Annotated in this window: 24 protein-coding genes; 14 read left to right on the top strand and 10 right to left on the bottom strand. The window is 61.8% G+C overall.

Features of this window, described 5'->3' with window-relative positions; translation table 11 throughout:
• Nucleotides 1-27: 27 nt before the first annotated feature.
• The 3 genes from recF to CGS25_RS00890 all read left to right on the top strand — a co-directional run bounded on the left by recF (nucleotide 28) and on the right by CGS25_RS00890 (nucleotide 4,169).
• Complete coding sequence (recF, locus tag CGS25_RS00900; RefSeq protein WP_101674255.1) at nucleotides 28-1,128, top strand: DNA replication/repair protein RecF; 1,101 nt, start codon at nucleotides 28-30, stop codon at nucleotides 1,126-1,128.
• Nucleotides 1,129-1,138: 10 nt separating this feature from the next.
• Entirely contained in the window at nucleotides 1,139-3,553 is a 2,415-nt protein-coding gene (gyrB, locus tag CGS25_RS00895) for a DNA topoisomerase (ATP-hydrolyzing) subunit B (RefSeq protein ID WP_089033888.1), read from the top strand.
• A 211-nt stretch (nucleotides 3,554-3,764) separates the two neighbouring features.
• Entirely contained in the window at nucleotides 3,765-4,169 is a 405-nt protein-coding gene (locus CGS25_RS00890) for an OsmC family protein (RefSeq protein ID WP_101674254.1), read from the top strand.
• A 79-nt stretch (nucleotides 4,170-4,248) separates the two neighbouring features.
• Here CGS25_RS00890 and CGS25_RS00885 read toward each other — a convergent pair whose 3' ends face one another.
• From CGS25_RS00885 to glyQ, 6 genes are all read right to left on the bottom strand, one after another.
• Nucleotides 4,249-4,611, bottom strand: coding sequence for an H-NS histone family protein (locus CGS25_RS00885; RefSeq protein WP_089033890.1), 363 nt, complete (start codon nucleotides 4,609-4,611; stop codon nucleotides 4,249-4,251).
• Nucleotides 4,612-4,781: 170 nt separating this feature from the next.
• Complete coding sequence (locus CGS25_RS00880) at nucleotides 4,782-5,543, bottom strand: lysophospholipid acyltransferase family protein (RefSeq protein WP_089033891.1); 762 nt, start codon at nucleotides 5,541-5,543, stop codon at nucleotides 4,782-4,784.
• Nucleotides 5,540-6,091 (bottom strand): D-glycero-beta-D-manno-heptose 1,7-bisphosphate 7-phosphatase, encoded by a 552-nt coding sequence (gene gmhB / locus CGS25_RS00875; RefSeq protein WP_101674253.1) that lies wholly within the window; start codon nucleotides 6,089-6,091, stop codon nucleotides 5,540-5,542. The genes CGS25_RS00880 and gmhB overlap by 4 nt, the downstream gene beginning before the upstream one ends.
• Before the next feature lie 37 nt (nucleotides 6,092-6,128).
• On the bottom strand, nucleotides 6,129-6,923 hold the full coding sequence (locus CGS25_RS00870; protein WP_089033893.1) for an SDR family NAD(P)-dependent oxidoreductase: 795 nt from the start codon (nucleotides 6,921-6,923) through the stop codon (nucleotides 6,129-6,131).
• 108 nt (nucleotides 6,924-7,031) lie between these two features.
• Complete coding sequence (glyS, locus tag CGS25_RS00865; protein ID WP_101674252.1) at nucleotides 7,032-9,104, bottom strand: glycine--tRNA ligase subunit beta; 2,073 nt, start codon at nucleotides 9,102-9,104, stop codon at nucleotides 7,032-7,034.
• On the bottom strand, nucleotides 9,104-10,096 hold the full coding sequence (glyQ, locus tag CGS25_RS00860; RefSeq protein WP_089033895.1) for a glycine--tRNA ligase subunit alpha: 993 nt from the start codon (nucleotides 10,094-10,096) through the stop codon (nucleotides 9,104-9,106). Before glyQ ends, glyS begins: the two co-directional genes overlap by 1 nt.
• A gap of 199 nt (nucleotides 10,097-10,295) precedes the next feature.
• On the opposite strand from glyQ, the gene CGS25_RS00855 reads away from it, so the two are divergent.
• The 5 genes from CGS25_RS00855 (at nucleotide 10,296) to rloA3 (ending at nucleotide 14,951) form a co-directional block, all read left to right on the top strand.
• The gene (locus CGS25_RS00855; protein WP_101674251.1) at nucleotides 10,296-10,859 is read left to right on the top strand and encodes a DNA-3-methyladenine glycosylase I; all 564 of its coding nucleotides are present in this window, start codon (nucleotides 10,296-10,298) and stop codon (nucleotides 10,857-10,859) included.
• Between the two features lie 135 nt (nucleotides 10,860-10,994).
• On the top strand, nucleotides 10,995-11,717 hold the full coding sequence (locus CGS25_RS00850; protein ID WP_089033897.1) for a glutamine amidotransferase: 723 nt from the start codon (nucleotides 10,995-10,997) through the stop codon (nucleotides 11,715-11,717).
• Nucleotides 11,718-11,789: 72 nt separating this feature from the next.
• The gene (locus CGS25_RS00845) at nucleotides 11,790-12,455 is read left to right on the top strand and encodes an acyltransferase (protein ID WP_101674250.1); all 666 of its coding nucleotides are present in this window, start codon (nucleotides 11,790-11,792) and stop codon (nucleotides 12,453-12,455) included.
• On the top strand, nucleotides 12,452-14,323 hold the full coding sequence (locus CGS25_RS00840) for an MFS transporter (RefSeq protein WP_101674249.1): 1,872 nt from the start codon (nucleotides 12,452-12,454) through the stop codon (nucleotides 14,321-14,323). Before CGS25_RS00845 ends, CGS25_RS00840 begins: the two co-directional genes overlap by 4 nt.
• 61 nt (nucleotides 14,324-14,384) lie before the next feature.
• Entirely contained in the window at nucleotides 14,385-14,951 is a 567-nt protein-coding gene (rloA3, locus tag CGS25_RS00835; RefSeq protein WP_232802178.1) for a retropepsin-like aspartic peptidase RloA3, read from the top strand.
• 65 nt (nucleotides 14,952-15,016) lie between these two features.
• Here the strand turns inward: rloA3 and CGS25_RS00830 are convergent, their stop codons facing one another.
• Nucleotides 15,017-15,688 (bottom strand): fumarylacetoacetate hydrolase family protein, encoded by a 672-nt coding sequence (locus CGS25_RS00830; RefSeq protein ID WP_101674247.1) that lies wholly within the window; start codon nucleotides 15,686-15,688, stop codon nucleotides 15,017-15,019.
• A 76-nt stretch (nucleotides 15,689-15,764) separates the two neighbouring features.
• Nucleotides 15,765-17,159: an FAD-binding oxidoreductase gene (locus CGS25_RS00825; protein WP_089033902.1), complete on the bottom strand. Its 1,395-nt coding sequence runs from the start codon at nucleotides 17,157-17,159 to the stop codon at nucleotides 15,765-15,767.
• 118 nt (nucleotides 17,160-17,277) lie between these two features.
• Between CGS25_RS00825 and serA the strand changes: the two genes are divergently transcribed.
• From serA to CGS25_RS00800, 5 genes are all read left to right on the top strand, one after another.
• Nucleotides 17,278-18,507 (top strand): phosphoglycerate dehydrogenase, encoded by a 1,230-nt coding sequence (gene serA, locus CGS25_RS00820; RefSeq protein WP_101674246.1) that lies wholly within the window; start codon nucleotides 17,278-17,280, stop codon nucleotides 18,505-18,507.
• Between the two features lie 185 nt (nucleotides 18,508-18,692).
• Nucleotides 18,693-20,054 carry a COG3014 family protein gene (locus CGS25_RS00815; RefSeq protein WP_101674245.1) on the top strand — a complete coding sequence of 454 codons (1,362 nt, stop codon included), beginning with the start codon at nucleotides 18,693-18,695 and terminating at the stop codon, nucleotides 20,052-20,054.
• A complete protein-coding gene (locus CGS25_RS00810) occupies nucleotides 20,051-20,449 on the top strand; it encodes a YcfL family protein (protein ID WP_089033905.1) in 399 nt (132 codons plus the stop codon). The genes CGS25_RS00815 and CGS25_RS00810 overlap by 4 nt, the downstream gene beginning before the upstream one ends.
• Nucleotides 20,450-20,478: 29 nt before the next feature.
• On the top strand, nucleotides 20,479-21,072 hold the full coding sequence (gene lpoB, locus CGS25_RS00805; protein WP_089033906.1) for a penicillin-binding protein activator LpoB: 594 nt from the start codon (nucleotides 20,479-20,481) through the stop codon (nucleotides 21,070-21,072).
• A gap of 78 nt (nucleotides 21,073-21,150) precedes the next feature.
• Complete coding sequence (locus tag CGS25_RS00800) at nucleotides 21,151-22,449, top strand: CsgG/HfaB family protein (RefSeq protein ID WP_101674244.1); 1,299 nt, start codon at nucleotides 21,151-21,153, stop codon at nucleotides 22,447-22,449.
• 23 nt (nucleotides 22,450-22,472) lie between these two features.
• On the opposite strand, the gene CGS25_RS00795 is transcribed toward CGS25_RS00800, so the two are convergent.
• The gene (locus CGS25_RS00795) at nucleotides 22,473-23,195 is read right to left on the bottom strand and encodes a DUF2726 domain-containing protein (protein ID WP_101674243.1); all 723 of its coding nucleotides are present in this window, start codon (nucleotides 23,193-23,195) and stop codon (nucleotides 22,473-22,475) included.
• 148 nt (nucleotides 23,196-23,343) lie between these two features.
• Here CGS25_RS00795 and CGS25_RS00790 point away from each other — a divergent pair, with 148 nt between their 5' ends.
• Nucleotides 23,344-25,113 (top strand): monovalent cation:proton antiporter-2 (CPA2) family protein, encoded by a 1,770-nt coding sequence (locus CGS25_RS00790; protein ID WP_101674242.1) that lies wholly within the window; start codon nucleotides 23,344-23,346, stop codon nucleotides 25,111-25,113.
• 15 nt (nucleotides 25,114-25,128) lie between these two features.
• On the opposite strand, the gene CGS25_RS00785 is transcribed toward CGS25_RS00790, so the two are convergent.
• On the bottom strand, nucleotides 25,129-25,551 hold the full coding sequence (locus CGS25_RS00785) for an SRPBCC family protein (RefSeq protein WP_089033910.1): 423 nt from the start codon (nucleotides 25,549-25,551) through the stop codon (nucleotides 25,129-25,131).
• Between the last annotated feature and the right edge of the window lie 22 nt (nucleotides 25,552-25,573).

Genomic DNA, 25,573 nt, shown 5'->3' with positions numbered 1-25,573 from the left:
GTCGGCCCGGCCAACCCCCCTCCCCCGATGCTTGCCTCCCTCCGCCTCACCGACTTCCGAAATTATCAGCAGGCCCATTTCGAGCCCGGCCCGGGGCTGAATATCGTGTTCGGCGATAACGGCAGCGGCAAGACCAGCCTGTTGGAGGCGATCTACTTTATTGGCAGTGGCGGCCGCTCCTTCCGGGGTGGAAGGCTCTCCCGGCTGGTAAAGGACGGAGCGGCATCCGCGACGTTGTTCGCGGAGGTGGAAGCCGGCGGGGGGCTGCACCGGTTGGGTGTCAGGCGGGCGCCTTCGGGTATTGAGTCGTTGAAACTGGATGGTGCCACGCCGGCCGCGCTCAGCGATGTGGCCGCCCTTCTACCGGTGTTGGCTCTGCATCCTCAGTCGGTGGAGCTTGTTTTTGGCGCCTCCGCGCTGCGCCGCCGTTTTCTGGATTGGGGAATGTTCCACGTGGAACATTCTTTCCTGCCTGTCTGGAAAGAGGCCAGCCTGGCCCTGAGACAGAGAAACGCCCTGCTCCGTTCGGGCAAGGTAGGACCGAGGGAGCTGCTCTACTGGGACCAGAAACTCTCCGCCAGTTCTGATAGTATTGACCAGCTACGCAGAGCGTACTTGGCGCGCTTAAAAGCCCACTGGCTGGAGATACTCAGGCTTCTGGCGCCCGGCCTGAAAGGCGGCGTGGCCCTTCAAACGGGTCTGCGCCCTGGCGAGAGTTATCTGTCCGCCCTGGAGCGTACCCGGGACGAGGACTTCCGGAGAGGGTTTACCCATACCGGATTCCACCGCTCCGATTTGAAGATCACCGTCGATGGTACGGTGGCTCGGGATCGGGTTTCCCGTGGCCAGGCAAAGATTCTTGCCTATGCCATGGTGTTGTCCCAGCTGCCGTTGATTGCCCAGGCGGGCAAAGTGTGCACTCTTCTGGTGGACGATTTGGGCTCGGAGTTGGATCAGGAGCATCGAAGTACTCTGCTTCGGTATCTGGCATCGGGCAGTCATCAAACGCTCATTACCGCGGTGGATCGGGAACAACTGGCCCCCGCGGGGCTTGGAAACAGCAGTGCTGAGGCCAGAATGTTCCACGTGGAACATGGTCGGGTTCAGCGGATATCGTTCGATTCATAAAGGGAAAGACATGGCGGAGAAAAACTACGATTCATCCAGCATTAAAGTGCTGAAGGGTCTGGACGCCGTACGCAAACGTCCTGGCATGTATATCGGCGATACGGATGACGGCACCGGCCTTCACCATATGGTCTTCGAAGTGGTCGATAACTCCATCGATGAGGCTCTGGCCGGTCACTGCTCGGAGATCAAGGTGACGATTCACCCGGATGAGTCGATCTCCGTCTCCGATAACGGGCGCGGTATTCCCGTGGACATCCATGAAGAGGAAGGCGTCAGCGCTGCCCAGGTAATTATGACGGTGCTGCACGCCGGCGGTAAATTCGACGATAACTCCTATAAGGTCTCTGGCGGCTTGCACGGTGTTGGGGTTTCGGTGGTGAATGCCCTGTCCGAAAGCCTCAAACTGACCATTCGCCGCAATGGCAGCGTCTACGAGCAGCGCTACGTACATGGGGTGCCGGAAAAGCCCATGGATGTGGTCGGCAGCACCGACAGCACCGGCACCGCCGTGCATTTTCGCCCGTCCGCCGAGACCTTTACCAACATCAAGTTTCATTACGACATTCTGGCCAAACGCCTGCGCGAGTTGAGCTTTCTGAACTCCGGGGTGCGCATTCATCTCAACGATGAACGCTCCGGCGATGAAGATATCTTCCAGTACGACGGCGGCCTGAGCGCCTTCGTGACCTACCTGAACCAGAATAAGACCGCGCTCAACGAAGTGTTTCACTTCCAGCTGGAACGGGAAGACGGCATTGGGGTGGAAGTGGCGATGCAGTGGAACGACTCCTACCAGGAGAACCTGTTCTGCTTCACCAACAACATTCCCCAGCGGGACGGCGGCACCCATTTGGCGGGCTTCCGGGCCGCATTAACCCGTTCTCTGAACAACTACATGGACAAAGAAGGGTTTCTCAAGAAAGAGAAAGCCAGCCCCACCGGTGACGATGCTCGTGAAGGGCTGACCGCGGTGATTTCGGTGAAAGTACCGGACCCGAAGTTCTCCAGCCAAACCAAGGACAAACTGGTTTCCTCCGAGGTGAAGAGCGCGGTGGAACAGACCATGGCGGAGAAGTTCCAGGACTATCTGCTCGAACACCCCAGCGAATCCAAGGTGATCGTTCAAAAGATCATCGATGCCGCCCGTGCCCGGGACGCCGCCCGCAAAGCCCGCGATATGACCCGGCGTAAGGGAGCCCTGGACATCGCCGGGCTGCCTGGCAAGCTGGCCGACTGCCAGGAAAAAGACCCGGCGCTGTCCGAGTTGTACATCGTGGAGGGTGACTCCGCCGGCGGGTCCGCCAAACAGGGCCGGGACCGGAAATATCAAGCGATTCTGCCGCTCAAGGGTAAGATCCTGAACGTGGAGAAAGCCCGTTTCGACAAGATGCTGTCTTCCCAGGAAGTAGGCACGCTGATTACCGCTCTGGGCTGTGGTATCGGCCGTGACGAGTACAACATCGAGAAGCTGCGTTATCACCGCATCATCATCATGACCGATGCGGACGTGGATGGCTCCCACATCCGCACTCTGCTACTGACCTTCTTCTTCCGGCAAATGCCGGAGTTGGTGACCCGGGGTTACATCTACATTGCTCAGCCGCCGCTGTACAAGGTCAAGAAGGGCAAGCAGGAAACCTACATCAAGGACGACCCGGCGCTGGAGGACTATCTGACCACCCTGGCGCTGGACAAAACCGCGCTTTACCCTGGCGATGACGCTCCGCCGATCAGCGGTGAGCCGCTGGCGAACCTGATCGACGAATACCGCAAGGTAATGAAGATCGTGGACCGGCAATCGCGGGTGTTCCCCGCGGTGGTGCTTGAGCAAATGATCTATATGTCCTCGCTGACCAGCGAGCGCCACACCGATCAGGCCTTTATGGCTCAGTGGTGTCAGCAATTGGGCGAGCGCGTGCAACGGCTGACCGACGGCACTCAGCATTACACCATTACCGCGGAAGCGGATGCGGAGCGGGGTCTGTTCCTGCCACGTGTGCAAGTACTCGCTCACGGTATACCCCGTGAATACCGTGTATCTTTGGAATTTCTCCAATCCCCGGATTACGCAAAAATCCGCCATTTGGGAGAAAAACTGGAAGGCCTTCTCGCCGCGGACGCGGCGATTGAGCGTGGCGAAAGCCGCCGCCCGATCCGCCATTTCGCCGAAGCGTTGGACTGGCTGATGCAACAGGCTCGCCGGGGCACCAGCGTGCAACGCTACAAAGGGCTGGGTGAGATGAACGCCGACCAGTTGTGGGAGACGACCATGGACCCGGAATCCCGCCGTATGCTCCAGGTGACGGTGGAAGACGCGATTGCCGCGGACCAGATCTTCACCACCCTGATGGGCGACGACGTGGACCCGCGTCGTCAATTCATCGAATCCAACGCGCTGCAGGTCTCCAACCTGGACATCTGATCGAAAGGCGCGCGGGCCCCGGCCCGCGCGCTCTCCAGATTGCATCACCCTGCCCCGCTTTTGCCTGACCCGGTCTGGCTGACCCGATCTGGCTGTCACTTTCCGAACTGTTCTTTCTCAGCCCGGGCAAGTGCGTTCCCCTATGTCCGGGGCGGGGGTATCGTAAGGGGAATATCCAAGGGCACGTTTCCCTGAGCCATAAGGAGCGCATATGGACACCCCCACGGTCACGGTCGCTGACACCGGCACGCCTTATCGGATGGAAATCAGTGATGGCGGCCATCGCTGGTTCGCGGACGAGCCACAGGCGGTGGGCGGTGGCGACAGCGCGCCCACGCCGATGCATTTGTTGTGCTCGAGCCTGGGCGCCTGCACCGCGATCACCCTGCGCATGTACGCGGCCCGTAAACAATGGCCGCTGGAGAGTCTGGAGGTGAAGGTGACGATGAATCCCGAAGGTAAACCGGAAGACGGCTCTACCCTGCTGGTGAGGCGGATCACATTACACGGTGGGCTGGATCAGGAGCAACGCAGCAGGTTGCTGCAAATCGCCAATGCCTGTCCGACGCATAAAATCCTGTCGGGCAGTATAGAGATTGACAGCGCGTTGATTTAAACGGGCCGTCGGTAAATAGCAAAATGGCCGCTGTGAATAAACGAGCCGGTGAATCCGCGAAACACCGGCCCGTCGGGGATCACACTTCGAAGCTTTCCAGGCTGGCGCCATTTTCCAGTGCTTCGCGCAGCCAAACCGGGCGCTTGCCACGGCCGGTCCAGGTCTGCGAGCTGTCCACCGGATTGCGGTACTTGACCCGAGCCGGTTTGCGCACACCCGCCGCCTTGGGCTTTTTACGGGCGCCTTTGCGAGCCGCTTTCTTACGGGTGGTTTTCTCCTGAAGCAGCTCTTCCACGGATACGCCGAGATCCTTGGCGATTTTCCCAATTTCAGCCTGGGCGTTCTTCACCGCATCCATGCGTTTCTTTTCGAGCTTTTTCTGAGCCTGTTTAATCAGCTTTTCCAGTTCATCAACGGAAAGAGCGTCAAGATTAATATCCATCGGGGGTATTCCTGTTCAGTGAACTCGGCTATCCGGCGCAAACTGTAATTACTATCCGGGTGAAAGGCAATTATCGACGAGCGTTTTTGTTCAATCAATCAATAAAAAACATTAATATCTGGACATCGTTTTAACATTTCATCGGCCGTTAACGGGGCCCGGCGGCCCGCTCAATCGGAACCTGGTGTTTTCCACTGGCCGGGATAGTTCGCTTCGATCCAGTCGCGAACCGCCGCGCTGACCGCCTTGGTATCGCCGCTTTCGGTGGCGATCGGCGGGCTGAAGCGCAACGTGATCTCGCCGGGCAGACGCAGCCCGGAACGGGCCGGCCAGCAATCGCCGCTGTTGTGTGACACCGCGATGATCGGCACCTTACTGCGGCAGGCGAGCAGCGCGCCACCGTGATTGAAATGCCCAAGGGTGCCCGGCGGCTGTCGCGTGCCTTCCGGGTAGATGACCACCGGGATGCCGCGCTTGAGGCGGTCATCGCCCTGGCTGAGCACGGCTTTGAGCGCCGCTCGGCCTTTGCTGCGATCGATCTTGATCGGATTGAGCATCGCCAGCCCCCAACCAAAGAAAGGCAACCACAGCAGTTCCCGTTTCAACACCATCGCCTGCGGAGAGACCAGGATCTGCATATAAAACGTCTCCCAGCTGCTCTGGTGGTTGGACATCAGCACCACCGGCTGATCGGGAATGTTTTCATAGCCTTCGATATTGATGCGCACGCCGTTCAGGACGCCCAGCAGCCACATGGCGAAACGGGTCCACAGGTTGACGAAACGGTACCGCTTTTCAAACGACAGAAACGGGCAGATCAATACACAGAGAATGCTGTGAACAATGCCGGTGAGATTATAAAGAATAAAAAAGAGGGCGCTGCGTACGCGGATGCCAGGAGTAATACGGACATCGCCGGCGGCTTGGTTCATGGAGCATCCTTGAGAAACTGATCGACGAACCCGGCGAGGGTGTCATGCACCTCCACCGGGCCCAGGTCCGCGGGCAGGCCTTTTTCCAGGGTCCGCCGGCCTTTACCGGTGAGCACCAGAACCGGACGGCAGCCACGGGCTGCTCCTGCCTGAAGGTCTCTAAGACTATCACCGACCATGGGGCAATGGGTGACATCGCCATAATCGGCAACAATTTGGTCCACCAGGCCGGCCTTCGGTTTGCGGCACGGGCAATCGTCATCGGGCCCGTGGGGGCACACGTACAGGCCGTCCAGGTGGGCGCCGTGGGTGGCCAGGTGGCGATTCATTTTATCGTGGATCGCCGCCAGGACATCAAGGTCATAATAGCCCCGCGCCACCCCGGACTGGTTGGTGGCCAACACCACCTGGTAGCCGGCCCGATTGAGTCGGGCGACGGCCTCGGCGCTGCCAGGCAGCGGCAGCCATTCCGCCGGCGATTTAATATAGGCGTCGGAGTCTTCGTTGATGACGCCGTCCCGGTCGAGAATAATCAGGCGGTTTTGCATTCAAAAGCCTTTGCTGTGGTAACGGACCCGGGGCCGGTCAGGCCATGGTGTCCACGATGCCTCCCTCCACGCGCAAGGCGGCGCCGGTGGTGGCGGAAGCCTGTGGCGAAGCCAGGTACACCACCATATTGGCGACTTCCTCCACGTCGGCCACCCGATGGATGATGGAGCTGGGGCGGTTTTCCTCGATAAAGCGCTCTTCCATTTCCGCGCCGCTCAGGCCGCGCTCCTCGGCCATCTCCTGAAGCATTTTACCGACCCCCTCGGAGCGGGTCGGGCCGGGCAGCACCGCGTTCACGGTGACGCGGGTGCCGGTGAGCACCTTGGCCAACCCCCGCGAGATCGACTGCACCGCTGTTTTGGTCATGCCGTAGTGCACCATTTCGGTGGGGATATTGAGCGCGGATTCACTGGAAAGAAACAGCACCCGGCCCCAATCCCGATCACGCATGCCCTGGGCGTAGTGCCGGGACAGGCGCACCGCGCTCATCACGTTGACCTGGAAAAAACTTTCCCAGTCGTGATCCTCGATTTCAAAAAAGGGCGTGGGTTTAAAAATCCCCACGTTGTTGACCAGAATGTCCGCCTCCGGGTGGGCGGCAATCAGCGCCTGGCAGCCTTCGGCGGTGCCCAGGTCGGCGGCGACCCCTTCGGCGTGGATGTCGGGGAAGGCCTTGGTCAGGCTGGCGAGCGCCTGATCCACCCGGTCACGTTCACGACCAGTGATCACCACATCGGCGCCGGCGGCGGCCAGCCCCCGGGCGATGCCAAAACCGATCCCCGCCGTGGAGCCGGAGATCACCGCTTTTTTTCCAGATAGGTCGATGCGCATGGAACGCTCCTTGTCAGTGTGATCCTTCCCTGGTGGTGTCTGTGAGGCCGGATCTCAAGGCAGGGGCGTGCCGGCACGCCGCCGCCAAGGCGGCGGCACCGGGCCGGCTTATTCCTGCAGCAGGCTGATGTCCGCCACGTTGAGGAACAGATCGCGCAAAAAGGTCAGCAACGCCAGACGGTTAGCGCGCACCGCCGGGTCTTCGGCCATCACCATCACCTGGTCGAAGAAGGCGTCCACCGGCTCGCGCAATTCGGCCAGCATGGCCAGGACCGACTGGTAGTCGCCCTGTTCCAAAAGGGGCTCGGAACGTTCGTAGGCATCCACCACCAGATCGGTGAGGGTCTGCTCGGCGGGCTCTTCCAGCAGGGCGCCGTCGATTTCCTCCGGTGGCGCCTGTTCCAGCTTGGCGAGAATGTTGGACACGCGCTTATTGGCGGCGGCCAGCGCTTGGGCTTCGTCGCGCTGCTGGAAGGCGGCCACGGCGTTCACCCGGCGGTCGAAATCCAACGGCCTGCGGCAGGCGTCGTCGATGGCCAGCACCGACAGAATCACCGGCGTGGCGATGCCCTGCTCCTGGTACATGGCGCGGTAGCGGCCCTTGATAAAGTCGTAGGCGTCCTGAACGTGGGCGGAGTCGATTTTGCCACTGAGAGACTGGGCGGCTTCGTGGAGAAGCTCGTAGATATCCAGGTCCAGCTGGTTTTCGATAATAATGCGCAACACGCCCAGGGTGGCGCGGCGCAGCGCGTAGGGGTCCTTGGTGCCCGTGGGTTTCTGGCCGATGCCGAAAATGCCCACCAGGGTGTCGATCTTGTCGGCCAGGGACACCGCCATGCCGGTCTTGCTGCGCGGCAGGGCGTCGCCAGCGAAACGGGGCAGATACTGCTCGTACAGGGCCTCGGCGACGTCGTCCGGCTGGCCTTCGCGGCGTGCCAGATAGTAGCCCATGATTCCCTGCATGGTGTCGAACTCGTACACCATTTCGCTGTTCAAATCGGCTTTGCTGAGCTCACCGGCCAGCTTGGCGAGGGCGCTGTCGCCACCAATCTGGTTGGCGATCACACTGGCCAGCCGGCCGATGCGCTGGCATTTGTCCGCCAGGGTGCCCAGTTTCTGCTGGAATACCACCTGGGCGAGGCCGTCGGCGTGCCGCGCCAACGGCTTTTTGCAGTCGTTGTCGTAGAAGAAGGCGGCGTCGGCGAGACGCGGGCGGATCACCTTCTCGTTGCCCGCGATCACCTGCCGCGGGTCGCGGGATTCGATGTTGCTGATGGTGATAAAGGTGGACATCAGCTTGCCGTCGGCGTCGAGGACCGAAAAATATTTCTGATGCTCTTCCATGGCGCTGATCAGCGCCTCTTGGGGCACGCGCAGAAAATCCACGTCGAAACCGCCGGCCAGCGCCACCGGCCACTCCACCAGGGCGGTGACTTCGTCGAGCAGTTCCGGGTTGATCTGCGCGGTGCCGCCGGCCTGTTTGCCAGCGGCGATGGTCTGTTCCTCGATCAGTGCTTTACGGCGATCGAAATCGGCGATCACGTGGCCTTCTTGCTCCAGTCGCTGTGCGTACTCGCCGGCGTTGGCCAGTTCGATGGCGCCGGGCGCGTGAAAGCGGTGGCCGTAACTGGTGCGGCCGGTCGGCAGATCAAGCAATTCAAAAGGCACGGTCTGGTCGCCGAACAGCGCCACCAGCCAGTGGGCCGGGCGCACGAATTGAACGTGGCGGCGGCCCCAGCGCATGCGCTTGGGGATCGGCAGTTTCTGAATCGCCTGGGCCAGAAAATCGGCGACCAGATCGGCGGTCGGTTTGCCTTGTTCGGTGATTTTCGCCACCAGGCGTTCACCCTTGCCGGTGTCCTGGCGATCGAGCTGGTCGACGCTCAGGCCCAGCGAGGCGGCGAAGCCTTCGGCCGCTTTGGTGGGCTTGCCGTCCTGGTCAAAAGCCGCCTGCACCGCCGGGCCCTGGCGCTCCACGTCCCGGTCGGCTTGCTTTTCGTCCAGATCGCGCACCAGCACCGCCAGGCGGCGGGGGGTGGCGAAGCGCTCCACGGCGCCGTGGCGCAGGCCGGCTTCATCCAGCTGCCGCACGAATTCGTCGCTGAGTGCCGCGCTCAGCGCGGGCAGGGCCTTCGGGGGCAGCTCTTCGGTCCCCAGTTCGATCAGTAAATCTCGGGACATTATGGGTTCCCCCCCTTCTTGGTGTTCTTCTTCGCCTGCTTCTCATCCTGCTTGCGCAGTTCGGTCTCGACTTCCTCGCGCAGGGCGGCATCGGCCATCGGGAAGCCCATCCGCCGGCGCGTGTCGAAATAGGCCTGAGCCACCGCGCGGGCCAGGGTGCGCACGCGCAGAATAAAGCGCTGCCGCTCGGTGACCGAGATCGCTTTGCGCGCATCCAGCAGGTTAAAGGTATGGGAGGCTTTGAGAACGTATTCATAGGCGGGCAATGCCAGCCCCGCTTCGATCAGCTTGCCGGATTCGCGCTCGAACAAATCGAATTGTTCAAACAGCGCGTCCACGTTGGCGTGCTCGAAATTGAACGTGGACATCTCGATTTCGTTTTGCAGGAACACATCGCCGTAGGTGACTTTGCCAAACGGGCCATCGGACCACACCAGGTCGTAGACCGAATCCACACCTTGCAGATACATGGCCAGGCGCTCCAGGCCATAGGTGATCTCGCCGGTCACCGGGTAGCAGTCGATGCCGCCGACCTGCTGGAAGTAGGTGAACTGGGTCACTTCCATGCCGTTGAGCCAGATTTCCCAACCCAGCCCCCAGGCGCCCAGGGTGGGTGATTCCCAGTTGTCCTCGACAAAGCGGATATCGTGGGTCAGCGGATCAAAGCCCAGCCGGCGCAGGGAGTTCAGATACAGCTCCTGAATGTTATCCGGCGATGGCTTCAACACCACCTGGAACTGGTAGTAGTGCTGCAAGCGGTTGGGGTTCTCGCCATAGCGGCCATCGGTGGGCCGGCGTGAAGGCTGCACATAGGCACTGTTCCAGTTCTCCGGGCCGATGGCGCGTAGAAAGGTGGAAGGGTGGAACGTGCCGGCCCCGACTTCCAGATCCAGGGGCTGCACCACCACGCAACCCTGCTCCGCCCAATATTGCTGCAAAGCCAGAATCAGGCCCTGGAAGGTTGTGACATCCGCTTGCGGTTGATCCGCCATGACTGTTCCCGTTGTTCCAAGCATTTGAGTGTTTCGAGGCACGCCAACTGAACCGCGCGGCGTGCAAAATCGAGGGGCAAGTATAGCGTCACCCCGGGGCCGGTGATACCGTGAGCCCTTGATTCCACGGGCTGTTTTCAAGCCCGCCGCGCGATCCCCGCCGGCCGGCCGGGCGCCGCCTTTAACCTGGAGATGCCTGATGGAACGCTGCCCCTGGTGTGGCACCGATCCCCTCTACGTGGCCTATCACGATCAGGAGTGGGGGGTGCCCGAGCACGACGAACGTCGGTTGTTCGAGTTCTTGTTGCTGGAAGGGGCCCAGGCCGGGCTGAGCTGGATCACGGTATTGCGCAAACGGGAAAATTACCGGCAGGCGATGGACGGTTTCGATCCGGAAAAAATCGCCCGTTACGACGACGCCAGAATCGCGAAGCTGCTCGGCAACGCCGGGCTGATCCGCAATCGCCTGAAAATGCGCGCGGCGGTGGACAACGCCCGCGCCTGGCTGGCCCTGCGCGAAGCCGGCTCGAGCCTGGATCGCCTGCTTTGGGATTTCGTGGATGGCGAACCGCGAATCAATCAATTTCGTGACGTCGCCGAGGTGCCGGCGGTCACGCCCACCGCCGAGGCGATCAGCCGGGATTTGAAAAAGCGGGGCTTCCGCTTTGTCGGCCCGACCATCATGTATGCCTTTATGCAGGCCGCCGGCCTGGTCAATGACCATCTGGTGAGCTGTCATCGCCACGCCGCTCTGGTCCGCTGAGCAACGCTCTGCGCGCCCGGTCACATTTTTTTGCTCGCTTTTACGCTGAGTCACGGAAGCTGGTACGGCCTTTGCTCAGTAAGTCTCCATGAACGGAATGTCCAGAAACGGAAGCCTGGAACGGAGGCCCCACCAGTGAAACCGATACTGATTGTCAAAGCCGGCAGCACTTTCCCCAGCCTGAAGCAGCATTATGGTGATTTCGAGCAGTGGATCGCCCACGGTCTGGGCGATGGCATTCCGATCCAGGTGACGGACGCGCTGGCCGATTCGCCATTGCCGGAAATCGCCGATCTGGGCGGGGTAGTGATCAGTGGCTCGCACGCCATGGTCAGTGATGAACTGCCCTGGATGCGTCGTCTGGTGCGTTGGCTGGAACGGGCGATTGCGCCGGGCGAGACATTGCCGGTGCTGGGCATCTGCTTCGGCCATCAGTTGCTGGCGCGGCTGCTCGGCGGCGAAGTCGCGGACCACCCTCTGGGCATGGAGGTGGGCACGGTGGCCCTGCGCCTCACCGAGGCGGCCCGTGCCGATGCCCTGTTTTCGGGGCTTTGGCAGCAGCCCTGGGTGCAAATGATGCACCGGCAATCGGTGCTCAGCGCACCGCCCGGCGTGCAGGTGCTGGCCAGCACCGGCCATGACAGCTGCCAGGCGTTCCGCTATGGCAACTCGGTATGGGGGTGCCAGTTCCATCCGGAATTCAGTGCCGACGTGACACGCGCCTACGTTCAGGCGATGCGTGGTCACGGGCTCAGCGACCAGCAGGCCGACGACGCCCTGCCCCACGTTCGCGAGTGCCCCCAGGCCGCCGGGCTGCTGGGTGAGTTCGTGCGCTGCGTGGAGCCCGCCGCGGCCTGATTCTGGCCTGCCACGGTGCTGGTGGCGGGTCCATGGGGTAGCATGCGCTCAACGCAACCAATGCGAACCGCCATGAGTGATCCCTATCGCCAGCAGCATCAGCGCCGGCTGTCCTACATGCCCTGGCTCTATGCGCGCCTGAAACCACGCCATCGGCAATGGGCCCTGCCCTGGCAAGAGATGGTGCAGGCTGAGTTGCAGCGCCTCGAAACGGTGCGCTTCGGCGCGCACTGTTTTGTCGCTCCGGAGGCGCACCTGTTCGCCGAACCGGGGCGTGACATAGAAGTTGGCGCTCACACACATATCGCCGCCGAATGTGTTCTGCATGGCCCCATTCGACTGGGTGACGGCGTTAGCCTGAACCATCATGTCACCCTGGAAGGGGGCGCCGCCGGCATCGACATCGGTGACGAGACCCGCATCGCCTCCTATTGCACCCTGTACGCCTTCGATCACGGCCTCGACGCCGCACGGCCGATCCGCGCGCAACCGGTTACCTCCAGGGGCATTCGTATCGGCCGGGACGTCTGGCTGGGTGCCCGGGTGGGCGTGGTCGATGGCGTACGGATTGGCGATCACGCCGTGGTGGGCATGGGTGCGGTGGTGACCCGGGATGTGCCACCCTGGACCATTGTCGCCGGCAATCCGGCGCGCCCGATCGGCCGGCGGCCGGGTGCGCCGCCAGTGACTCGGGACCCGGCCCCCGACGATTTCCCGTCAAGGAATAACCAAGCATGAGCGACCGCGTATTTTCCCTGCTGGCGAAACGCCGGTTCGGGCCGTTCTTTTTCACCCAGTTTCTGGGTGCCTTCAACGACAACGTGTTCCGCCAGGCGCTGATCTTGCTGATCGCCTCGGGGGTGGTGGCCAGTGTTGACGTGAACACCCTTAACAATCTGGCCCTGGCCATGTTCATTCTGCCGTTTTTTCTGTTTTCGGCGCTGGCCGGCCAGGTGGCGGACAAATACGAGAAAGCCTGGTTGTTGCGTAAGATCAAATTCGCGGAAATCATCATCATGGCCTGCGCCGGCGCCGCGTTCTTTTTCAACGCGGTGTACGCTCTGCTGGCGCTGCTGTTTCTGATGGGCTTGCAGTCCACGTTCTTCGGCCCGATCAAGTATTCGATCATTCCACAAAGCCTTTCCAGCAAGGAGCTGGTGTCCGGCAACGCCCTGGTGGAGATGGGCACCTTCCTGGCCATTCTGCTCGGCTCGATCTCCGGTGTTCTATTGAAAATGGACGCCGCCAGCCCGGCAATCATCGCCGGCGCGGTGGTGGGTCTGGCGGCGCTGGGCTACCTGTGCGCGCGGATGATTCCCTCGGCGCCGGCGGCGGACAGCACTCTCAAGCTGAACTGGAACCTGTGGGCGGAAACCTGGCGCATTGTCGGCCACGCCCGCCGCATCGAATCGGTGTGGATCTCGGTGCTGGGGATCTCCTGGTTCTGGTTTCTCGGCGCCGCCTACACCACTCAGCTAAAGGTTTACGTGGATGACTACCTGCTGGGTACCGACGGCTTGTACGCGCTGCTGCTGGGCACGTTTTCCGTGGGCATCGGATTGGGCTCGTTCTTGTGTGAAAAAATGTCCGGCCAACGGGTCGAGCTGGGTCTGGTGCCACTGGGTTCAATCGGCCTGAGTGCGTTTGGTATCGACTTGTTTTTTTCCTACGCGGGTCTGCCCCACGGCGTCACCATGGCGATCAGTAATTTTGTCGTCGAACCCGCCGGTGTGCGCGTGCTGATCGATCTGCTTGGCATCGGGGTGTTCGGCGGGTTCTACATCGTGCCCCTGTTCGCATTTATTCAGCAGCGGGCGGATCAGCGTTATCTGTCCAGAATCATCGCCGCCAACAATATTCTTAATTCGCTGTTCATGGTGGGCTCCGCGGTGGCCGGCATGCTGTTGGTGGGCGTGTTTGATCTTAGCGTGCCACAGTTTTTCCTGGTGCTGGCGGTGGCCAACGTGGCGGTGGCGATCTACATCTACACGGTGGTGCCGGAATTTTTGATTCGTCTGCTGATCTGGATGCTGACCAACACCCTGTACCGGGTGAAACGGGAAGGGTTGGAAAACATTCCCGACCAGGGCGCCTGCCTGTTGGTGTGCAACCATGTCAGCTATGTGGATGCCCTGCTGATCGGCGGCTCGGTGCGGCGCCCGGCGCGTTTTGTCATGGCCAAGCCGATCTACGACCTGCCGCTGATGAATATTCTGTTCCGTACCGGGAAAACCATCCCCATCGACAGCAAGGAACGTAACCCCGAGGTCTATCAGGCCGCTTTCCGGCGCATTCGCGAAGAACTGGAGGACGGCCAGGTGGTGTGCCTGTTCCCGGAAGGCAAGCTGACCAGCGACGGCGAACTGGCGGAATTCAAAAGCGGCATGGAAAAAATTGTAAAGGAAACGCCGGTACCGGTAATTCCCATGGCGCTTTCCGGTCTATGGGGTAGTTTCTTCAGTCATAAGGGCGGCCCGGCGCTGAGCCGGCCGCCGAAGCGCTTCTGGTCGCGCATCAAACTCAGCGTTGGCACGGCGGTGGCGCCACAGGCGGTCAACCGTGAACAGATACGTCAGGCGGTGTTGTCATTACGCGAACGACCGTGAGCGCCGTCGAAGGCGTGCAACTAACAACGTGCAACGAACGAAAATGGAACAGGAGATTTCCGTGAAAAACCTTGCTTACGCTTCATTGATCGCGATTGGCGCGCTGGCCGCGGGTGCCACCGCGCACGCGGAAACCGCCGATAAGGATGTGTTCGGTTGGGTGGAAAAAGTGTCCATCGAGCCCTGGGGCGCGGAACTGAAAGCGAAGCTGGACACCGGCGCATTGACCTCAAGCATGCACGCCACCGACATCAAGGTTTATGAAAAAGACGGCGAGGACTGGGTCAGCTTTACCGTTGATGTGGAAGATCAGCGCAGCGGTGAAAAAGTGAAAAAGCACTATAAAAAACCGCTCTATCGTGATCTCACCGTGCGTGGCGCCGGTGGCCGGGATGAACGCCCGGTGGTGCTGATGAAAGTGTGCGCGGGCGGCACTATCCATGAAGAGCAATTCAGCCTGCGGGACCGCGAAGAGATGATTTATCCGGTGCTGTTTGGGCGACGCACCATCCAGCATCTGGGTGTGGTGGACGTGACCCGGACCTTTATCAACGATCCTGAATGCACCAAGGATTCGCCGGTACAGGTCTTTGATCCGGACGAGTCCGATGAAGACATTGGTGATTGATCAGAAATTACAAAGAAAAAATCTTCGCGGCGCCAAACGGCGCCGTGAAAGTGTTGCCAGGTTAATCACCTCACCTCGCTGAATACCTGCAGGATGTTGCCCAGCCGGGCGGTCAGTTTGTCGCCTGCGTGCAGCGGTCCGACCCCCGCCGGTGTGCCGGTAAAGATCAGGTCGCCGGGTTCCAGGGTAAAAACGTGGCTGATCCGCGCAATCAGATCAAAGGTGGGGAACAGCATCTGCCCGGTGTGGCCGTGCTGGCGCTGCTCGCCGTTGATCTCCAGTGAGACCTCGAGATTCTGACGCACGGAAACGCCGCGTGCGTCGATAAACCCGGACATCGGAGCACTGCCGTCGAACGCCTTGGCGCGTTCCCAGGGCTGGCCTTTTTCTTTCAGAACACTCTGCACATCACGCAAGGTCAGATCCAGACCAATGCCATAGGCCTTGATCGCGTAGCGGATGCGCTCCAGGTCGGTTTCCGCGCGCAGCCGCTCGCCGATCATCACCACCATTTCCACCTCATGGTGCACCTGCCCCTGGCCGGTGGGCAGCACCACGGCTTCGTGCAGGCTGCAAAAAGCGCTGGCGGGCTTGATAAACAGCAACGGCTCGCTGGGAATTTCACTGCCCATCTCACGAGCATGTTCCGCGTAATTGCGGCCAACGCACACCGCCTTACCCAGCGGCATATCCATGGGCGTGCCGTCGATCCAGCGGTGAAGGTATTCTGGGGTCATGGATGTTCCTGACTGAATTTCAGTGGAATAATTTTACGCTACACGCTACACGCTACACGCTACACGCTACAAGCTACTAAGCGTCGAACAGCTTGCCCGGGTTCATCACGTTGTTCGGATCGAATACATTTTTCACCGCTTTCATGCAGGCGATTTCTTCCGGGCTGCGTGAGTAGTGGAGATACGGCTTCTTGGTCATGCCAACGCCGTGCTCCGCGGAAATCGAACCGTTGTACTTCTCGACGATTTCGAACACCCACTTGGAGACGTCGCCGCATTTTTTGAAAAAGTCTTCCTTGGCCAGGTCGGCGGGTTTGAGAATGTTCAGGTGCATGTTGCCGTCGCCGATGTGGCCGAACCAGACAATCTCAAAATCCGGGTACGCATCCCGCACCACCTGATCCACGTCTTCGACAAAGCGCGGTACTTTGGACACGCTCACCGAGATGTCGTTTTTGTAAGGTGTGTGCGGGGCGATCGATTCGGAGATGCGTTCGCGCAATTGCCAGAGTTGATCGAGCTGCTGCAACGACTGGCTCATGACGCCATCAAGCACCCAGCCCTGCGCCACGCAATGTTCGAAGATCGCCATGGCCCGGTCGGCGGTGTGCTCGGAGAGCTGTTCGAACTCCAACAGACAGTAGAACGGGCATTCGCTTTCAAACGGCCGGGCGACCCCGTGTTCGAGCACATGGGCCATCGCTTTGTCGGAAAAAAACTCGAACGCGGTCAGGTCGATTTCCTGCTGGAAGGCGTGCAGTACCTTCATTACCTCGCCGAAGCCGGGCACGCCGAGCACCAGGGCGGTCAGATCGCGTGGCGCCCGGGCCAGGCGCACGGTGGCTTCCACCACGAAGCCCAGGGTGCCTTCGGAGCCGATAAACAAATGCCGGAAGTCGTAGCCGGTGGCGTTCTTGATCAGGCCCTTGTTCAGCTCCAGCAACTCGCCACGGCCGGTCACCACTTTCAGCCCGGTGATCCAGTCGCGGGTCATGCCGTAGCGGATCACCTTGATGCCACCGGCGTTGGTGTTGATGTTGCCGCCAATCTGGCTGGAGCCGGCGGAGGCGAAATCCACCGGGTAGAACAGGCCTTTTCCCTCGGCGAACTCCTGGAGCTGCTGGGTGATCAGGCCGGGCTGCACGGTGACCGCGCGGTCGTACTCGTTGAAATCGAGCACCCGGTTCATGCGGTCGAACGCCACCACCACTTCGCCGTTGGCGGCCACCGCCCCGGCGGACAGCCCGGTACGGCCGCCGGAGGGCACCAGATGCAGGCCATGTTCGTTGGCGATCTCGACGATCTGCTGCACTTCCTCGATGGTCTCCGGCAGCGCCACGGCGCTGGGTGCCGGTGCCCAGACCTTGGTCCAGTCGACACCGTATTGCTGCGCGCTCTGCGCGTCGGTGAGGCAGCGTTTGCCGAGCAGCTCGGTCAATTGGGCCAGGGCGGCGTGGGCTAAGGCGGTCATCGGCAGCTCCAAATATGCTCAACACGAGATGAGCGGAAGTCCCGCTCGGGGTGGGTCTATTCCAGGGCGCGCTATGATACCATACGCGCCCATTTAACCGGCTACAGAGACCCGCCCCATGGCCAATACCTCTCTTGAGAAGGACAAGATCCGCATTCTTCTGCTCGAGGGCATCCACCAGAACTCGGTGGATAATCTCAAGGCCCACGGCTACACCAATGTGGAGCAGGTGGCCACCGCCCTGACCGGCGATGACCTGAAGCATGCCATCAAGGACGCCCATTTCGTGGGCATCCGCTCGCGCACGCAGCTCACCGAAGAGGTGTTCGAAGCGGCCGAGAAGCTGATCGGGGTCGGCTGTTTCTGTATCGGTACCAACCAGGTGGATCTCAAGGCCGCGCTCAAGCGGGGCATCCCGGTGTTCAATGCGCCCTATTCCAACACCCGTTCGGTCGCCGAACTGGTGATCGCGCACACCGTGAACCTGATGCGCGGCATTCCCGAGCGCAATGCCTCCGCCCACCGTGGCGGCTGGTTGAAGTCCGCCAAGGACAGCTACGAAATTCGCGGCAAAAAGCTGGGTCTGGTCGGTTACGGCAACATCGGCGCTCAGGTGTCGGTGCTCGCCGAGGCGATGGGCATGAAGGTCTATTTCTACGATGTGGTCGCCAAGCTGCCGCTGGGCAACGCCACCCAGGTGAGCAGCCTCAATGAGCTGCTCGGCCTGGCCGATGTGGTCAGCCTGCACGTGCCGGACACCGCCGGCACCCGTTGGATGATCAAGGAAGAGCAGATTCGGGCAATGAAGCCGAAGAGCTACCTGATCAACTACGCGCGCGGCAAGGTGGTGGACATCGACGCGCTGGCCGCCGCCATTAAGGACGGCCACCTGTTGGGTGCCGCCATCGACGTATTCCCCGAGGAGCCGAAAGGCAACGACGACGAATTCGTCAGCCCGCTGCGCGAATTCGACAACGTGATCCTGACCCCGCACATCGGCGGCTCCACCCAGGAAGCCCAGGAAAACATTGGCACCGAGGTGTCCGAGAAGCTGATTCGTTATTCCGACAATGGCTCCACCCTGAGCGCGGTGAATTTCCCGGAAGTGGCGCTGCCGTCGCATCCGGACATGGATCGGCTGCTGCACATCCACAAGAACATTCCCGGCGTGCTCAGCCAGATCAACGCGGTGTTTTCCGACAACGACATCAACATCGGTGGTCAGTACCTGCAAACCAACGAGGACATCGGCTACGTGGTAATCGACGTCAACAAGGGTTGCAGCCAGCTGGCGATCGAGAAGCTGCGCACCATCGAGGGCACCATCCGCACGCGGGTGCTTTTCTAAGCCGTCGATGGCTCGACAATAAACCGGTGCCGGGCTACCTTGCCGGCACCGGTTTTTTTATTGGTTCACCGTGGATTGGCGGGTGTGCTCTGAGTTGCCCCGGGGTGGGCCGATTCCCAACCCGTCGCGAAGAGCTTGTTTATCGCGGGCCGGAACGGCCCTGGAGCCAGGGAAGTCTTGCATCGATGCGAGTGCTGATCCGCAACGTGGTGTTGTGCGTGTGTCTGGCCACGCTGCTGGCCGGTTGCGCCACCCGTTCACTGTTCCAACCCTACCCAAGCCAGGCGCAAAGCTGGAAGAGCGCGCTGGGGCCGAGCGGTGGGGCGAGCGCCATAAAGCGTCTTCAGGACGGCGCGGAGAGCCGTGATGGGGTGCTCTATTTGCAGGAGCTGGGGCGGGTGGAGCAACTGGCCGGCGATGACCGGGCCAGCCGTGATGCCTTCGCCGGGGCCTTCGTGCATTACCAGCAAAATGACGAGGCGGCGCGTCTGCGCGCTTCGTCGCTGGTGTCCAATACCGGCGCCCTGCTGATCAACGACAACGCCCGCCCCTACGTTGCCCCGGACTATGAGCGGATCTATGCGCACGCTTACCAGGCGTTGAATTACTGGGCCGATGGCGATGTCACCGGCACCGCCGTGGAGCTGCGCGCCGCCGCCAACGAGCAGCGGGTGGCGGCCAACCGTCGTGATGGCGAGATCGCCGACGCCAACAGCGGCGCGAACGATCTTGATCTGTCCCGCTACCAGGGCTATTTCGAGGGCCTGGACGCCGCCGCCGGCCGCGTCAAGGCCAGTTTCCAGAACGCCTGGACTTTCTATCTGTCGGCGTTGTTCTGGGAAGCCCATGGCGAATACAACGATGCCCTGGTGGATTATAAGAAGGCGCTGGAGATCCAGCCGGATCTGGATTTCATCAAGGAAGACGTGCAGCGCGTATCCCGGTCGCTGGACGGCGCCCGGCCCCTGCGCGGCCAGGGCCTGGTGGCGGTGTTGTTCGAACAGGGATTCGTACCCGAGCGGCAGCCGCTGAGCCTGCCGATTCCCACGCCGCACGGCATTTTCGTGGTGTCGTTCCCGACCTACGGCCTACAGGGCAAGCCGGCCCCCTACCCGCTCACGGTGCGCGCCGGCGCGCTCGAGTCGAAAACCCGGGTGCTGGCCGATGTCGGCGGCCTGGCGGCGAAGAACCTGCGGGAACAGGTGCCCGGCCTGTTGTTGCGGCAGACCTTGCGCGCCACCGCCAAGTACAACCTGCAGAAAAAAGCCAACGATGACTTCGGGCCAGTGGGCGCACTGTTTACGCAGTTGTTCAACGTGGTCAGCGAGCAGGCGGATCTGCGTGGCTGGTTGAGCCTGCCCGCCTACGGCCAGGCCACCCGTCTGTTGCTGCCACCGGGGCAGCAAACGCTTATATTGAGCACACCGGGGGGCAGTGCTACGTTGACCGTGCCCGTGGTGGAAGGGGGGCTTACCGTGATTCATGTGGCGGCCCCGCCCGGTCGCCTGTTGACCCGCGTTCTACCCGTTCAGGAGGGAGCTCTATGACGCGCCTGCTTTATACCTTTAATGCGCTGTTGCTGGCGGCGCTGCTGGCCGGCTGTTCGGCCAGCAACATGGCCCAGCTGCAGGATTCCGACGACGGCGAAAGCCTGGTGGTGCATTCCAACAACAGCCTGTTGGGCAACCGCCTGTCGGTGGAGGAGATCCGCCGCAAACGCGTCGGTGATCTGCTCTATGTGCAGGCGACACTGGAAAACGGCTGGAAGTTTGAACTGGACTTCCAATACAAGATCAAATGGTTCGATAACGACGGCTTCGAAGTGGCGCCGGAGTCGCAGCCCTGGCGGCAACTGGTGATGGCCGGCCGCAGCCAGAACAATATTCAGGCGGTGGCGCCCAACGCCAGCGCGGTACGTTTTGAAATCTGGGCGCGCGAATAATGCCGCGTGCCATCATTAAGGAGACAGGAATGGTTCGCGTACTTTCAATGGTGGTGCTGGGCCTGGCCGTGCTGGTTTCCGGTTGTGCTTCCCGGGTCAATTACGGCGACGCCCAGGCGCGGGAAACGGTGACCACCGATTTCGGCTCCACCGATCTGCAGATGATCGCCGCCAAGATGGTCGATGACATGATGGTGTTCCCGCCGATCGTGGCGATTACCCAGAGCCGCCGCCCGGTGATGTTCGTGGATCAGGTCAAGAACAAGACCAGCGAGCACATCGACACCGAGTCGGTGACCGACACCATTCAGAGCAAACTGATCAACTCCGGTAAGTTCCGCTTTGTCGACATGACGGTGGTGAACAAGGTGCGTCAGCAGCTGGAATACCAGCAGGATTCCGGCATGGTGGACCAGTCCACGGCGACCCAGATGGGCCGTCAGATCGGCGCCGAATTCATGCTTTACGGCAACCTTTCCTCGATCGTGAAGCGCGACGACAGCACCAAGGACGTCTACTACAAGTTCACGCTCAAGATGCTCAATATCCAAACCGGCATCATCGAGTGGTCCGGCGAAAAAGAAATTCGCAAGACCCGCAAACGTACCCTGTTCGGGCTCTGATCCACCGCGTGTCTGATTGATCGACTGATTCGTCGAGAGACAGGGGCGCCATCGGCGCCCCGCCAGGGAGGTCCCACCATGTTCAAGCGCTTGTGTTTTGCCGCCCTGCTGGTTGTCGGCGTGTTCGCCGGCGCCGCCCACGCGGCCACCGCCACCACCGAGGTCAGCGCCCGGGGTTACGGTGAAACCCCACAGCAGGCTCTTGCCGAGGCGCTGGTGGCGGCGGTGCGCCAGGCCGGTGGCGTGACGCTCTCGGTGAACCCGGATTTCCGCCGGCAGGTGGCCAACTGGGCGATCCAGCGTGACGGCGACGCCAGCACCTGGATCGGCAGCACCACCTCGGTGGCGGAGCCACGGCTGCCCACCCTGGGCAGCCTGGAGAGCTATCAGGTAACCGCCATGCAGCAAATCGATGACGCCCTCTGGCGCGCTGATGTGAAGGCCCGCGTGCTGAGCGTCAAAGCGCTCGGTCCGGCCCGCTCGCATCTGCCGGCGGTGGTGGTGGCGCCGTTCCAGAGCCGGGCGGCCAGTTATCAACTGGGTAAGGTCAGGATTGAGGCCGCCGAAGCGCGCCGGCGCCTGCAGGCGGATCTGGTCGAGGCGTTCGCGCAGTCCGGCCGCTTCCGGGTACTGGACCGCGCCAACCTGGCGGTGCGCGACGAAGAGCTGGCGATCCTGGCCGAGGGCAGCACCGAACCCGCCGAGCTGGTGCGCCTGGGCAAGAGCAAGGGCGCCGACCTGGTGCTGGTGGGCACCATCGAGGATTTCGACATTGGCGATGGCGAGCGCGAATTCTACGGCGCCAAATTTCAGGGTTACGAGCCGCGCATCCGCGTTCGTTATCGATTAATCGATGTGGCCAGCGGTGAAATTCTCAGCGCCGATCTGTTCGACTGGCAGCGCTCCGAGGCCAGCGTGCGCGAGATCGCCCGGCAACAGAACATCGATGAATGGAATCACCCGGAACGTATTGGCGATGTGATTTATCCGCAAATCGCCCGGGCCATCGCCGGCACGGCCACCGATGTGCTTTACCCGGTGCGTGTGCTCAAGGTGGCCGGTGACACCGTCTATCTGAGCCAGGGCCAGGGGCGCCTGGAGCAAGGTCAGGAGCTGGTGGTGCGCCGCCCCGGCGAAACGCTCAAGGACCCGGACACCGGTCTGGACATTCGTTTGGAAAGCCCTGCCCTGGCGACCCTCGAAGTCACCGAGGTGCGCCCGGATTACGGGCTGGCCCGCATCACCGCGGGCGAAGGCTCACCACAAGCCGGTGACCCGGTGCGCCAGCCGGACAACCGCTCTTCGGCGCGCCCGGCCGCCGCCGGTCACCCGATGACGCCGGGCTCCTCGGAAGCGCCGATCCGCTGGAACGATTGAACCCTGGCCCCATGACCGGCGCCTCAGGCCGGCCGCGCGGTGCGGCACGCAGGGTAACGGCCGCACACCCAAAACCGATCGCTGCCGCTGGCATGACGGACATTGCGCTGTGTCATCCTGGCGCCACAGGTGGGGCAGGCCCGCGTGGGTTCGGCGTCGACCAACGGCGAGGGTCCGCGCTCTGGCTCTGGCTCTGGCTCTGGCTCGGGCATGGGTGTGTCCGTGGTGGGTAACGGCGCGCCGCTGGGCATTGCCGGCAAATGCATCATCAGCATTTCGCGTATCTGTTGCATCGCGTAGCCGGTGCGTGCCGGCACCCGGATCAGTGGCAGGCCGGCGTCGCGGGCCGCGGATTCCACCAGTTGGTCACGCTCGCGGGTTCGCGGGTTCTGGTGGGAGCCATCGTCGAGCTCCACCGCCACCAGGGGGCGGCTGTCGTCCGCCGAGCAGATCAGAAAATCGAAATGTTTGGCGGAGATGCGGTTGAACAGCCGCCACCATTGGCCGCGGTCGCGTTGTTCGGTTGGCGTCAGCACATCGGCAATGCGTACTTTCGCCATCACCAACCCCTGCTCCGCCACCGCTCGCCGTAGCACCTGGTAGAAGGACCACTCCGCCCGGCTCAGCAAGGTGTCGCGGCGCTGGTAAAGGGCCGTGGCGGTGGCGGCACCGCGCCGGCGCCGCCACCGGATCAGGGTGATCAGTAGCACCAGCACCAGCAGTGCAATCAGAAGGTAGAGGGGCATCCTGAATGTCCTTGTCGTTTTCCCTGGCGGTGACCATGATCGCGGCCATATCGTATCCAGCCTGAACAGGCCCTAGTATAAACACAATCCGGTTTGGCGCCCGCGCGGCCCCCTGGGCCGGGCTTCATTGTTGATCAAAGGAATGCCAATGAGTGGTTTTTTCCCCCAGGCCCTGGCCTTGCTGGCGGCGGCGGTGTTGCTGTTGCCCCTGTTCCAGCGTCTCGGCCTGGGCAGCATCCTGGGTTATCTGGTGGCCGGCATCGCCATCGGGCCATTGGGGCTGGGGTTGATTCCCGAAGCGGAGCAGGTGCTGCATTTCGCCGAGCTGGGCGTGGTGATGATGCTGTTTCTGGTCGGTCTGGAGCTGGCGCCCAATCAACTGTGGGCGCAGCGTAAGCGGCTGCTCGGGCTGGGCATGAGCCAGATGCTGCTGAGCACCGTGTTGCTGTGCGGCTTTTTCTGGATCTGGGGCCAGTCATGGCAGCCGGCGCTGGCGGTGGGGGCGACCCTGGCGCTGTCGTCCACCGCCTTCGCGGTGCAGATGCTGGTGGAGACCAATCAGCTGGGTACCCCCCAGGGCCGCAATGCCTTTTCCATTTTGCTGTTTCAGGATCTGGCGGTGATTCCGCTGTTGCTTCTGCTGCCCGCTTTGGCTGGCAATAGCGCGGGCGTCGAGCAGCCCAACCTGGGCCTGGGTGTGCTGGCGCTGGTGTTGATGGTGCTCGCCGGCCGGTATCTGCTTAACCCCTGGCTGGGCTGGTTGGCCAAGCTGCACAACCGGGAACTGATGACCGCCACCGCCTTGCTGTTGGTGCTCGGCGCCGCCGAATTGATGGAGCTGCTGCATCTGTCCATGGGGCTGGGGGCGTTCGTGGCGGGCATGCTGCTGGCCAACTCCCCCTATCGGGAACAACTGGATACCGACATTCAGCCCTTCAAAGGTCTGCTTCTGGGGCTGTTTTTTATTGCCATTGGCATGACCATGGACCTGCATCTGCTGGTGCAGGCACCGCTCGCCATCGCTTTGCTGGGCGTGTCGCTGTTGGCGATCAAGACCCTGGTGCTGGTGGTGATCGGTCTGGTGATGAAAGTACGGCTGCGCAACGCCGTGCTGTTTGGCCTGCTGCTCAGCCAGGGCGGCGAGTTTGCGTTTGTGCTGTTTACCCAGGCACGGGGGCTGGGCCTGCTCGACGCAGAGACGGTGGGCCGGCTTAATCTGGTGGTGGCGCTTTCCATGGGCGCCACGCCGCTGCTGCTGAAGCTGGTGCGGCGTTTGTGGCCCGAGGCCCGGCCCAGCGATGCGCGCAGCATGGACGATGAACCGGCGCCGCACGGCGAGCCCCAGGTGATCGTCGCCGGCTTCGGCCGTTTCGGGCAGATCATCGGCCGTATTCTGGTCAGCCGCCGCATTCCTTTCACGGCGATGGATTCCAACCCGGATCACATCGACACCGTGCGCCGGTTTGGCAATGAAGTGTATTTTGGCGACGTCACCCGGTTGGATTTATTACAGAACGCCGGTGTCGAGCACGCGCGGGTGATGGTGCTGGCGATCGATGATGTGGACGCGTCGCTGCGCGCCGCGCGGCTGATTCGCGAGCATTTTCCCGATCTGATTCTGATCGCCCGGGCGCGGGATCGACACCACGCCTACTCGCTGATGGCCGAGGGCATCGAACACGTGGTGCGTGAAACCCTGGATTCCAGTCTGCGCGCCGCCCAGGTGACGCTCACCCAGATGGGCGTGCCGGAGACCACCGCCATTGATCTGGTGCGCACCTTCCGCGATGTGGACGAACGCTTGCTGCGCGAGCAGTTCGCCCACCGCGACCAGCTCGACAAACTGATCGAGCTGTCCGCGCGTGGCCGTGAAGAGCTGTCTTCGCTGCTGGACGCCAGCCGTGACGGTAAGGACTAAGGCGCCAATCAGGACTTACAGCCGCAGCTTGTTCAGGCCCTTGCGGATGCCGCGCTCCAGCACCGGTTTCACCAGGCCGCCGACCAGTGGCAGTTTACCTTCGAAGACGATGGTGTAACGCAGCCGCGAACCGTTGGCGGTTTCCGAGAACAGCATTTCGCCGTGGTGATTCTTCAGCGGGCTGCCCCGGGTAATCTGGTACTCAATGCGCTGGTCCGGTTCGAACACCGTCACGGTTTCCTGGAACGGCGCGGCCAGTGGCAGGGACAACTCACGCACCGAGCCGACCCCATTGGCCTGCGGCTCGCCGTCCTGGATGCGCCGGACCTTGGCGGGGGCGAACAGCACGGAGAGATTCTCGTGTTGGCTGAGGTAGTCGAACAACGCCGACACGGTGAACGGAAATTCCTTATCGATCTCAATGCGTTGCAAGCCCATGGCCGCTCCAGTCTGATTGGCG

This window comes from Alloalcanivorax mobilis, from assembly GCF_002864685.1.
GTDB classification, from domain to species: domain Bacteria; phylum Pseudomonadota; class Gammaproteobacteria; order Pseudomonadales; family Alcanivoracaceae; genus Alloalcanivorax; species Alloalcanivorax mobilis.
The sequence above is the reverse complement of the archived record's forward strand: the minus strand, read 5'-3'. Positions and strand labels throughout refer to the sequence as shown.